General features: G+C 30.9%; 11 protein-coding genes and 1 other RNA gene. All 12 read left to right on the forward strand.

Annotated features, from left to right (window positions below):
* Window positions 1–196 precede the first annotated feature (196 nt).
* The 12 genes from CLOBL_RS14335 (at window position 197) to CLOBL_RS14390 (ending at window position 12,662) form a co-directional block, all read left to right on the forward strand.
* Complete coding sequence (locus CLOBL_RS14335) at window positions 197–583, forward strand: ATP-binding protein (RefSeq protein ID WP_077859661.1); 387 nt, start codon at window positions 197–199, stop codon at window positions 581–583.
* Between the two features lie 48 nt (window positions 584–631).
* Window positions 632–2,617 (forward strand): methyl-accepting chemotaxis protein, encoded by a 1,986-nt coding sequence (locus CLOBL_RS14340; protein ID WP_077859662.1) that lies wholly within the window; start codon window positions 632–634, stop codon window positions 2,615–2,617.
* Between the two features lie 10 nt (window positions 2,618–2,627).
* Window positions 2,628–2,912 (forward strand): STAS domain-containing protein, encoded by a 285-nt coding sequence (locus CLOBL_RS14345; protein WP_242953847.1) that lies wholly within the window; start codon window positions 2,628–2,630, stop codon window positions 2,910–2,912.
* Window positions 2,913–3,307: 395 nt separating this feature from the next.
* Window positions 3,308–4,813, forward strand: coding sequence for a SpoIIE family protein phosphatase (locus tag CLOBL_RS14350; protein WP_077859663.1), 1,506 nt, complete (start codon window positions 3,308–3,310; stop codon window positions 4,811–4,813).
* 133 nt (window positions 4,814–4,946) lie between these two features.
* Window positions 4,947–5,280, forward strand: a transfer-messenger RNA (tmRNA) gene (ssrA, locus tag CLOBL_RS14355).
* A 525-nt stretch (window positions 5,281–5,805) separates the two neighbouring features.
* Window positions 5,806–7,155: a sigma 54-interacting transcriptional regulator gene (locus CLOBL_RS14360; protein ID WP_077859664.1), complete on the forward strand. Its 1,350-nt coding sequence runs from the start codon at window positions 5,806–5,808 to the stop codon at window positions 7,153–7,155.
* Between the two features lie 301 nt (window positions 7,156–7,456).
* Entirely contained in the window at window positions 7,457–8,794 is a 1,338-nt protein-coding gene (locus CLOBL_RS14365; RefSeq protein WP_077859665.1) for an acyclic terpene utilization AtuA family protein, read from the forward strand.
* 2 nt (window positions 8,795–8,796) lie between these two features.
* Window positions 8,797–9,102, forward strand: coding sequence for a hypothetical protein (locus CLOBL_RS14370; RefSeq protein WP_077859666.1), 306 nt, complete (start codon window positions 8,797–8,799; stop codon window positions 9,100–9,102).
* A gap of 14 nt (window positions 9,103–9,116) precedes the next feature.
* Window positions 9,117–9,770 carry a 3-oxoacid CoA-transferase subunit A gene (locus tag CLOBL_RS14375; protein WP_077859667.1) on the forward strand — a complete coding sequence of 218 codons (654 nt, stop codon included), beginning with the start codon at window positions 9,117–9,119 and terminating at the stop codon, window positions 9,768–9,770.
* Between the two features lie 2 nt (window positions 9,771–9,772).
* A complete protein-coding gene (locus tag CLOBL_RS14380; protein ID WP_077859668.1) occupies window positions 9,773–10,429 on the forward strand; it encodes a 3-oxoacid CoA-transferase subunit B in 657 nt (218 codons plus the stop codon).
* Window positions 10,430–10,579: 150 nt separating this feature from the next.
* The gene (locus CLOBL_RS14385; RefSeq protein ID WP_179117760.1) at window positions 10,580–11,275 is read left to right on the forward strand and encodes an alpha/beta hydrolase family protein; all 696 of its coding nucleotides are present in this window, start codon (window positions 10,580–10,582) and stop codon (window positions 11,273–11,275) included.
* Window positions 11,276–11,411: 136 nt separating this feature from the next.
* A complete protein-coding gene (locus CLOBL_RS14390; RefSeq protein WP_077859669.1) occupies window positions 11,412–12,662 on the forward strand; it encodes an MFS transporter in 1,251 nt (416 codons plus the stop codon).
* Window positions 12,663–12,683: the final 21 nt, after the last annotated feature.

The following is a 12,683-nucleotide window of genomic DNA, read 5'->3' on the forward strand; positions in this document are numbered from 1 at the left end:
TAATAAAATTACATTTAGGATGTCTATCCGCTAAGTAAATATCTAAATGTTAAATGTAGAAAATCAATTGCAACATATATATGTAAATCAATAATTATATATTTGATAATGAAGTTTATAAGCATTAGGTTAAGTTATTCATTATTATAAGTTAACCTAATATTAAAAGCTGGTAATGCTAGGGGGGATATTGAATATGCGAAATACAGAAAATGAGATGATATTTTATGGCTTAGATAATATAAATAATAAATTGGATGAATTAGTAGAAACATTAAATTTAAAAAGCCAGTGCTTTGAAATAAAGTTAATTGTATCAGAAGCACTTAATAACTCATTTGTTCACGGGAACAAAAGTGATAAAAATAAACCTATATATATGAAATGGGAATTAGATGAAAAAAAATTAATATTAACTGTAACAGATTGTGGAAGCGGAATTGAAAATCTAGAATCACATAAAGAAATAAATGAAGATAATATTCTAGAAGAGAGTGGACGAGGGTTGTATATTATAAGATGTTATACTGATGAAGTAGAATTTAAAGACAACTCTATAATTATGAAAAAATATATTTCATAGCAAAATAATAAATTTTATTATTTTTTTATAAGCAGAGGAGGAAGTCTAGTGAAAATTTCTTTAAAAATAAAATTAATGATTACATTTTTTTGTATGATTACTATACCAATGGGGGTATTAGGAGGTATATCATATGAGATGTCAAGTAAATCCATACAAGCATCAGTTCAGCAGCAATTAGATGAACAGGCATTGAGTACAGGAAATTTAATTAATGATAAAATAGATTCTTTAAAACGTACTTTAGAAGTAGCTAGCTTAAATGGAGATATTAATAATGCACTCAAAAATTTAAGCCCAGAAAATAAGGAAAAGGCCTATGATTATATCAAAACTGTTCAAGATAAAAACAAAGATAATATGGAAGTATTAATTATTACTGATATATCAGGGGATGAAGTTATTAATAATCAGTCGATAGAACCTGACGTAGATTTAAGTGACAGAGCATACATAAAAGAGGCACTTAGTGGAAAAGAAACCGTTAGTGATGCATTAATATCTAGAACTACAGGAAATGAAGGTATTTCCATAGCTTATCCAATTAAAGATGGAGATAAGGTCATTGGAACTTTAGTTGGAAGTATAAATTTTGAAAGCATTTCCAATTATGCATCGAAAATAAAAATTGGACAAACAGGATATGCATTTATTACTGATAAAAACGGATTGTATGACTATCATCCTGATAAAAGTAAAATTTTAAAGGAAAGTGCAAGTAATGATTTAATTTCTATGATTAATCAAGTGAAAGATGGAAAGGCTGTTGATGGATTTTATAATTCAGATAATGTGAAAAAGTACGTTGTTTTTCAGTCAGCTGATAAATGGATAATTGGGATTACAGCAGATTATAATGATTATATGTCACCAGCCCTAAGCATTAGAAATTATACAATTGGCATTATGCTAATATCTATTATTTTAGCTATGTTATTAGCATACTTGTATTCAACTAAAGGAATAATTAATCCTATTAATAAACTGGAAGCTCTAATGAAGCTTGCAGGAGAAGGAGATTTAACTGTTAAAGCTAAAGTAGATAGAAATGATGAAATTGCCGAGCTTGAAAAATCTTTTAATAACATGATAGGGCATCAGGATCACATAGTTAGAAATGTTTTAGAGGCGTCAGAGCAATTAACGGCAGCCTCAGAAGAAATGGCTTCATCCTCAGAAGAAATAAGCGCCACTACTGAGGAAATAACTGCAACTATAAATCAAGTTGCAGAAGATGCAGAAAAACAAAATGCATCTATAGTTGAAATCTCAACAGTTTTAGTACAATTATCAAGTTTAGTACAGCTTGCACAAAATAGAGCTGAAGCAACAACTTCAAATGCAACTAACACAATGAACGTGGCTGAGTTTGGAAGAGGAAAAGTAGAAGAAACAGTAAAGGCAATGAATGTTATTAATAGTGGAAGCCAGGAGACGGCAGAAGCACTTGAAGCTTTAAATGGATTATCTGCTAAAGTTGATGGAATAGTAAATACTATAAATGATATTGCAGGGCAAACGAGTCTTTTAGCATTAAATGCATCTATAGAGGCAGCCAGGGCAGGAGAACATGGTAAAGGCTTTAGTGTTGTAGCTGAAGAAGTAAGAAAATTATCAGAAGAAACCAATGATAGAGCAAAGGAAATAGCTACACTAGTTAGTGAAATGATTAAGCAAACACAAAATGCTGTAAGTTCAATGGGAAGAGCAAAGGCTGAAGTCGATAATGGAGTAAGGATAGTATCAGAAACAGATAAAGCTTTTGTAGATATAAGAAATGCTATAGAAAAGATAGTTAAACATGTTGGTGAAATACTTGAGATCACAAGTGATGAAGTTGCATCTTCAGATAAAGTTGTTAAATTAATCAATGAGATAGCCACAGTAACTGAAAGTAATACTGAAAATTGTGAAAATGTATCTTCAGCATCAGAAGAACAGGCAAATGCAATAAACAATTTCACAGCAACAGCGCAGGAGACAAGCGCAATGGCTGAAGAATTAACTAAACTTGTGGAAAGATTTAAACTATGAGGTGATAATGATGGAAAATAGTACAGTTATAAATATACCCAAAAATTTTATTGTAGATGAAGTAGCAAACTTTAGAATTGAAATAAATAAGTTGATAGAAAAAGGGCAGAAAAATTTTATTTTCAACTTCAGTCAATGTGATTTTATAGATAGTACGGGCCTTGGCGCATTAGTATCTATTTATAAAAAGTGCGCAGAAAAAGGTGGAAGCATTAAATTAAAGGCATTAAGACCTGAAGTAGAAAAATTATTCAAATTAACAAGATTAGATAGAGTATTCGAAATATGCCCTTAGTTAGTACATAAATATAGATATCCAACTTTATAGGTAAACAACTTTGATTTTAGAATTAGGTGGTGGCTTACCGAAATTACATACATATTTGTTCCAGCGGACTTATGAAATTTTCGCTGGAAGGTTCTAAATGGGAGCTTGTATCCATTTCTGCATGTTCCCGAAGCAAGTTCGTGACAAGCAGTAAATGGAACAAGCTCCCATTAAGAACCTTAGAGCAGCTCAATTTCAAATGCCTCTTGCACAAATATGTATGTAATTTCTGGTGTAAGCATACACAAGAATTCAACAACTATGAATAATTAGTCTGTATAATAAGCCTAATGTATAGTTTGTTTATCTATATGTTTTGTAGCAAAAATTAAGATAAGTAATGTTGAAAGGATTTCTAATTTATGTATGAGGGAAAAAAAGGAACCGAGGCTTTGAATTTGAATAAAAATGAAAAAAATTATAATGTCACAAATGCTATTACGAGCAGGGAACAGCAGCTATTGGAAAAGGAGATAAGCGGGGTACTTAATGGAATTCCGGATATAATAAAAGTGTATAATCCGGATTACACAATAAGTTTTTTTAATGAAGCTGGGTATAATTTTTATAGTAAAGTGCCAAGCGAAATTAAAGGTAAAAAGTGCTATGAAATTTTAGGCAGGAATGAAAGATGTTCAGATTGTTCCTTTGAAGAAGTTGTAGAAAATAAGAATATGATATCAAAGGAAAAATATATTCCAGAATTAAATAAGTTTATGGATGTCTGCTATAGTCCAGTTTTAGGTGAGAACGGAGAAATACTATATATTGTAGAAAGACTTAGGGATGTTACAGAAAAGAAAATATTAGATAAAATACGTAAGGAAAGTGAAGATAGATATAAACAAGTTATCAACAGCATACCAGATGCTGTAGTCATAATTGTGGATAATTTAATTGTTTTAGCAAATCATGAAGCATATAATCTGCTAAACTTACTTAATGTAAAGCGTGTTGGAATAATAGGAAGTAATATATATAAGTATTTTCAGGAAAAGTACGTGAAATCTCTACATAAAAAATTTAGAAATATATTGTTAAATAGAAAGTTAAAAGAAATCTCGGATTACGAATTTATTTTCCCAGGTGATAAGATAGCAAATCTGCAAATTTCTTATAGTTACATATCTTATGAAGGAAATCCAGCTATTATTGCAATAATAAGGGATATAACGGAGTTCAAGAAAGAATTAAATAAAGCAGCCGAATTTCAAAGAAAGACTTTGCAAAATGATTTTCCGGCTAAAGATAATGTTAATATTGCTACAACATATATGCCAGCTAAGACAGTCAGTGGTGATTTCTATCGCATTTATAGAATAGATGAAAATTTAATAGTTGGAATGCTTGGAGATGTCAGGGGGAAGGGAATTTCAGCAGCACTTAGTATATCTGCATTTGATATGTTATGTGCTCAGGAGATAGCTGCTACTTATGAACCAATGGAAATAGTGATGAATTTAAATAAAAAATTGATAGATTATTATGAAGAAAATTATATTGCAGTATGCTGCTTTAGTATGGATTTTAATAAAGGTGAACTTAAGGCTGTTGGTGCCGGAATAAATCAATTTATTTTTCAAAGAGATGAAGTTCAAGAAGAAATAATTGAAGGAACTTTTTTGGGTATGTTTGAAGATAGCGAGTTTTCTGAGGAAGTTATTAAATTTAAACAAGGAGATAAGTTTATATTTTTTAGCGACGGATTAGATTTTATATTAGATGAAGATAAGATTGTGCAAAACTATATGAAAGATGTAAATATTTTTGAATTTAAAAATTACATAGATCAATTTTTGGATGATACTATATTAGAATTTGGAAATCTAAAGGATGATTGTACTATGGTTGCAATAGAGATAAAATAAATGGTTTCATTTGAAACTGAGTTACAATGTTCCAGTTGACAGTATGCAGTGATTGAGATAGAATAGACTATACAAGATGAACATTCTTTGAAAATTGAATATGTTATTAAACCATCTTAAACCATGGGGGCGTTTTGGCTTCGACGGGGGCGGGATGGGTTTATTAAGCGAGTCGAGGGAAGCATGTATCCTCGTTAATCAAGTATGCATTAAATGTAAACGCAGAAGACAATTTTGCATTAGCAGCTTAGTTTAAAGCTACTCATCAGCCCTTGCTGCCTACGGCTTGGATAACTGGTGTCATTAAGTAGGAAACGAAGTTTAGCAAAGCTTTGAGCTAAAGGGGTATTTATGAAGCTACCGGAAAGTATAGCTTGTCTAATGGCGATGCTTTTGGGGAATCTTAAAAGTTAGACTGCACTCGGAGAAAGGTAAATTCAGCTGCTTTCGGACAGGGGTTCGATTCATTGACAGAGTCGCATTAAGGAGTGATCCTTAAATGAAAACTTGGCTTTATCGGTGAAACCGTAACAAGTGATGTTGACGGCAATACCGAGAGGTATGTAAGGAAACTTAACAGCCTCGTATCGACTTATAGGTTTCTAAAATGCTATTTTTAGCATCATGAAATACTAGGATAGAAGATGTAAACTATACTAAGCTTCTATAATATGCCAGGGTTCTGCAGAAAGATTAATTTGCAGAATAAGATATAGTCAGGGCCATATGAAAGTATGGATGCCACTGACCCCTCGCCTCCACCATGAAACCCACGAAAATCTAAAATTTGGATTTTGGTGGGTTTATTTTTGTGTATAAAATGTTATTTTTGAGGAATATAATACAAGTTTATTTTACTATTTATATATTAAAGTATGATTAGTGTATAATATAATAAATATTAATATTAGATCAATTTATTACTGTAAAACTTATTACGGATTACTATAAACAAAGAGAATTATTTAGTGTAAAGTACAAGGAGAATGGCTATGAAATTTGGAGAGTTAAGTAGTTCTATTTTTGATTCTTTATATGATGGAGTACTAATTGCGGATAAGGATAATAATGTTGTATATGTAAATCCAGCATACACAAGAATAACCAAAGTAGAAGGTAAGGATATTATTGGAAGAAAAATAGGCCAAGTAAGAATAGGAAGCAGATTGCCAGAAGTAATTAAAAGTGGAGAAAAGCTTTTAGGAATTAAAAGAAGTGTAGATAGCATTGAATATTTTGTAAATATGGTCCCTGTTTTTGAAAATGGAGAAGTAGTAGCAGGTATATCCATATTAAATGAAATAAATGATATTTATAAATTAACAGAGGAATTAAGCAATTCTAAAAGAATTATAAAAGATTTAAAGAAGAAAATACGAGGAAATGATGCAGCAAAATATACTTTTGATAGTATCGTTGGAGAAGATAAGAAAACAAAAGAATTAAAAGAGTTTGGAAAAAGAATTTCTAAGAAGAAAGTAAATATTCTTATTACAGGTGAAAGTGGTACAGGTAAGGAACTTTTAGCACAAGCTATACATAATGAAAGTGATAGAAGGGATGAACCTTTTATCGCAATAAACTGTGCAACCTTTGAAGCAAATTTTTTGGAAAGTGAATTCTTTGGATATGAGGAAGGAGCTTTCACTGGAGCAAGAAAAGGAGGTAAGATAGGACTTTTTCAAAAAGCAGAAGGAGGAACTATTTTTTTAGATGAAATTTCAGAAATGGATTATAATCTTCAGGCAAGGTTTCTTAGAGTGCTTCAAGAGAACATAATAAGACCTATTGGAGCTGTTAATGAGATACCCATAGACGTTAGAATTATTGCAGCAACGAATAGAAGTCTTGAAAATATGATAGCTAATAAAGAATTTAGAGCAGATTTGTATTATAGGATAGCAGTTTTTACAATAGATACAGTGCCTTTAAGAGAAAGAAAAGGAGATATTGAGACTTTAATAAATTATTTCTTAGAAGAATCAGGGCAAAAATTTGCAAAGGAAGTTAAAATTGCAGAGGAGACCTTTAATGTTCTTTATAATTATAGATGGGAAGGTAATGTTAGAGAATTAAAAAATACAATTGAATTTGGAGTTATGATGACTGATGAAGATATAATAAAAGTAGAGCATTTACCTAAAAAACTTCAAATTGAAGGAATAAAAGGAAGCGTACTAAATATAAAACCATTAAAAAATGCGGTTAAAGAATTTGAAGAGAAAGAAATTAATAAGGTCATTGAGATTTATGGAAATACCTTAGAAGGTAAGAAAAAGGCTGCAAGAGCGTTAGGAATTTCTCTTGCTTCTTTATACAATAAAACTTTAAATAAGGAATAATAATTATTATAGAAGAGTTATTCTAAAAAAATAGAATTTGCATTTTAAAATTCTATTTTTCTAGAATAACTCTTTTTTACTATATGTATACACTAAACTGTGAAAATGTTTACTGATGTAGTAAAAGAATAATTCTAAAATTTTAGAATTATAGTATTAAGGCAATAACAATGAAGTTTGAAATTAATATTTACAATATAGCTTTATAACTCAATTTATGAATAAAAATCAATAATAATGAAAAGTTGGCATGACAATTGCTTTATATAAAAGTAAGAAACTAAAAAAGGAGATAAGAGCAATGAAAAGTATTAGGATAGGCGGCGGAGCTGGATATGGAGGAGATAGAATTGAGCCTGCAGTTGATTTGATTAAATATGGAAATCTTGATTATATCATATTTGAATGTTTAGCAGAAAGAACAATAGCCCTTGGTCAATTACAAAAGCTTTCAGATAATACTAAAGGTTATAATGAGCTTTTAGAATATAGAATGGAAAAAGTCTTACCTTTAATCAAGGAAAAAAATATTAAAGTCATAACAAACATGGGCAGTGCTAATCCAATTTCAGCGATGAATGTGATAAAAGAAATGGCTAAAGTTATGAATGTTAGTAATTTAAAGATAGCAGCAGTTTTAGGCGATGACATTAGTAATAATATTGAAAGATATTCAGAAAATATAGTAATTGAAAATGGTGAAAAATTAAATTCAATTTCCAATATTATATCAGCAAATGCTTATATAGGATGCAAAGGTATAGTTGAAGCTTTAGAAAATGGAGCAGATATTGTGGTTACAGGAAGAGTAGCAGACCCCTCCTTGGTGCTTGGTCCACTTATCCATGAATTTAGATGGAGCTTTAATGATTATGAATTACTAGGAAAAGGAACATTAGCGGGGCATCTTTTAGAATGTGCAGCTCAAGTTATGGGAGGATATTTTGTAGATCCACCTTATAAGGAAATAAAAGATTTATGGAATTTAGGATTTCCAATAGGTGAAATAAATGAAGAAGGATGTATAGTGATTTCAAAATTAGAACAAGCTGGTGGAGAAGTTACAGTAGATACATGTAAAGAACAAATATTATATGAAATTCAAGATCCTGAAAATTATTTTACTCCAGATGTAGTTGCAGATTTTTCAAAGGCTGCAGTTAAACAGATAGAAAAAGATAAAGTTTTAGTAGAAGGTGCAAGTGGAAAAGCATCAACTGGATTATATAAAACAAGTGTAGGTTATAAAGATTGTTTCATTGGTGAAGGTGAAATAAGCTATGGTGGTACTGGAGCTTATGAAAGAGCAAAGATTGCAGGAGAGATAATAAGAAAGAGACTTGAATATATAAAGCTACCCATTGAAGAATTAAGAATAGATTACATTGGCGCAAATTCTTTATATGGTTCTAGTTTAAAAGAAAAAGATTCCTATGATGAAGTAAGACTTAGAGTTGCTGCTAGAACATTAACTAAAGCAGATGCAATAGTTATAGGTAATGAAGTAGAGGCGCTTTACACAAATGGACCAGCTGGTGGAGGCGGTGCGAGAAAATATGTGAGAGAAGTAGTTTCAATTGCATCAATTTTAATTCCAGCAGAGGATATAAAAATATCTGTTCAATATGAGGAGGTATAAAGATGAAGTTAAGAGAAATAGCACATTCAAGAACTGGAGATAAAGGAAATATTTCAGTTATTTCAGTTATTGCTTACGATGAAAAAAATTATGAAAAATTAAAAAAAGAAGTTACAGTGGAAAAAGTAAAAAAACAATTTCAATATATTGTAAAAGGTAAAATAACCAGATATGAAATAGAAAGCCTTGGAGCGTTAAACTTTGTAATGGAAAATGCACTTGGTGGAGGGGTTACTCGTTCGTTATCAATAGATCCTCATGGTAAGTCTTTAAGTTCACTGTTATTAGAGATAGAAATAGATGAGTAAAATAGGAGGTTATCATGTCTAAAATAACTACAGCACAAAAAGCAGTTGAAATTATAGAAAATGAAAATATATTAATGGTTGGAGGTTTTCTTAAAGGTGGACATCCTGAAACATTGGTAAGAGAACTGGCTAAGAAAAATGTAAATAATCTTACTGTAATATCAAATGATACAGGAACTACAGAATGTTCGTTATATAATGTTATAAAAAATAAACAGGTTAAAAAAGTTGTAGCGTCTTATATTGGAGCAAATCCTGAGACTGGCAAAGGCTTGATAACTGGAGAAATAGAGGTTGAGCTTGTACCCCAAGGAACTTTAGCAGAAAAAATTAGAGCTGGAGGAGCAGGTCTTGGAGGTTTCTTAACGCCTGTTGGAGTTGGAACTATAGTTGAAGAAGGAAAGCAGAAAATAACTATAGAAGAAAAAGAATATATACTAGAAGTGCCATTAAAGGCTAATGTTGCACTTATTAAAGCAGCTAAAGCTGATGAAAATGGAAATCTTGTATTCAAAGGATCTTCGCGTAATTTTAATGCTATCATGCCACTAGCGGCAGAGCATGTAATTGCAGAAGTTGATGAAATTGTTCCGCTAGGTGAAATAGATCCTAATGAAGTTGATGTACCAGGAATATTAATAGATAAAATTGTTAAGGCAGGTGAATAAGATTGGATAAAAGAGAAATTATAGCTAGAAGAGTTGCTAAGGAATTTAAAGATGGTGATGTTGTAAACCTTGGGATAGGAATACCAACTTTAGTCGCAAATTATATTCCAAGTGAACTTAATATTCATCTACAATCTGAAAATGGTATTTTAGGACTTGGACCAGCACCTAGTGAAGAAGAAAGAGATGATAATGTTTTAGATGCTGGAGGAAAGCACATTTCTACAATAAAAGGAGCTTCATTTTTTGATAGTGCGTATTCTTTTTCTCTAATAAGAGGAGGACATATAGATATAACTGTTCTTGGGGCTTTAGAAGTAGATGAGGAAGGAAATTTAGCAAATTGGATGGTTCCGGGTAAAAAAGTTTCTGGAATGGGGGGAGCAATGGATCTGGTAGTGGGAGCTAAGCGTGTTATTGTAGCAATGGAGCATCTAAATAAAAATGGAGAATGGAAGATAATTAAAAGGTGTAACCTTCCGTTAACTGCCGCCAAGCAAGTGAATACTATTATAACAGATATGGGAGTTATGGATATTGATAGAGAAAAGGGAATAATCTTAAAAGAAATTGCTCCAAGTGTTACACTAGAAGAAATACAAAAGGCAACAAAAAGTAATTTAATAATAGCAAAAGATATAAAAGTTATGGAATTATAATTTGGATAAAGCAATTAATTATATCAAGTGAAACTGTTTATCTTTTTAGTTAGAGAGTTGGTTGAAATAATATGATTTTCTAATGGCAATTTTGGATTTGTTATTTATTTTCATTTGTCTAAAATTTAATTAAAAAGTGAGGTATTTAAAATGTCATTATTTCAAGTAAGTTTTTTTTCAAAAGTATTAGGAAAAGCAACAATGCTAAGTGTAATAATACCAGAAAGTGATAGCAGAGAGTATGCTCCTATAGATAGAACTATAAAATATCCCACCTTATATTTATTACATGGAGGTACTGATGATTATTCTGCTTGGATGCGACAAACAGCTATTGAAAGATATGCAAAGGAATATAAAATTGCAGTAGTAATGCCAGATGCTGATTTAAGCTATTACACAGATATGGTTCAAGGAAGAAAGTATTGGACCTTTATTAGTGAAGAAGTACCTGATTTTGTAAGAGCTCATTTTCCACTATCTGAAAAAAGAGAAGATAATTTTGTTGCAGGCTTATCAATGGGCGGTTATGGAAGTTTTAAAATGGCATTAAGAAAACCAGAAATGTTTAATGTAGCAGCAAGTTTTTCAGGAACACTTTGCATGGATAATATGATAAATTATGTTCCACATAGAGAAAAAGAATTTAAAGAGATATTTGGTTCATTAGAGAAAATTAAGAATTCAGAAAACGATTTGAAATATCTAGCACAAAAAGCCGTAAATGAGAAAGTTAATATACCTAGATTATATCAAAGCTGTGGGACAGAAGACTTTTTATATAAAATGAATATAGAATTTAAAGAGTATGCTAAAGAATTAGGAATAAACCTTAATTATGAATAAAGTACAGGAACTCATGAATGGGGTTACTGGGATAAATGTATACAAAGAGCTTTGGAACTTTTTGGAATAAAAAATAATCAATGAAATGAATTTAAGTAAATTAAGAAAAACTAAATTAAAAGGAGTTTGAAGTATTATGGAAAAATCAAAATTGCATTACTCTTGGCTTATATTTGTAGGGTGCTGCGTAATGTCATTTGTAGGATTAGGATTAATTATAAATACACAAGGATTATTCTTTACGCCAGTAGGCAAGGATTTAGGATTTACACGTACACAAATAGCGTTAATGTTAACGATTCAAAATATAACACAAATGATTACTATGCCTATTGCAGGTAAAATGTTCCCTAAATATAATGCAAAGGTATTATTAACTGGAAGTTTCTTAGTATTTGCAGGTGCAATAATAGCATGTTCAACATTTAATAACTTATACATGTTTTATGCAGCAGGAATTGTAATGGGAATAGTTCAACCATTTTGCGTAAGCTTAGTATTACCAATATTTCTTGGAAATTGGTTTGAAAAGAAATTGGGATTAGCATTAGGTATAGCAGCAGCACTTTCAGGTTTAGGCGGTACTATATTTAATCCAGTAGTAAGTAATATTATTTTAACATATGGCTGGAGAAAAGCTTATATATTCATAGGAGTTATAGCGTTGATTCTTGTTTTACCGTTTACATTGTTTGTAATGGTATTCAAACCAGCAGATAAAGGTTTATACCCATATGGAGTAGATCCATCACAAATAAAAGCAGACAAGCAACTAGAAGAAAGTGGAGTTACTGCAAAGGAAGCTTATAAAAGTGCACCATTCTATTTATTCTGTATAGCTATGGTTGTATTACAAATGGTTGGAGGTATTGTACAACACGTATCAGCTCACATAGTAAACATTGGTTATTCATTAAATGTAGGAGCAACAGTTGTTTCAGGAATAATGCTTGGAGCAGCAACTGGTAAGTTTATAATTGGATTCTTATTAGATAAATGGTCATCAAAGCTTGTTACTTGCATATATGCGACTATTGGTTTTGTAGGATGGTTAGGTTTAAATGTAGCATTAAATCAACAAGTAATGGTGGCATCAGGATTTGTAATAGGAATAGCTCAGGCATTAGTACTTGTAGCATTGCCATTCTTTGTGAAAAAAGCATTTGGAACAAGAGAATATAGTGCTATTATTTCAACAATGAGTTTATTGGGAGCACTTGCTTCAGCAGCTTCAGTTTATATTGGAGGAGCATTCTTTGATGCAACTGGATCATATAGAATTCCACTTTCATTAAATTCAGCATATTTTGCAATAGCATTAATTACAATTTGTATTGCTACTGCAAGTAAGAAAAAAACTGTAGTAGAATTAGAGGTAAATAATTAGTCTATAAATCATAAAAAGAGC

It is taken from the genome of Clostridium sp. BL-8, from assembly GCF_002006495.1.
GTDB lineage: Bacteria > Bacillota > Clostridia > Clostridiales > Clostridiaceae > Clostridium.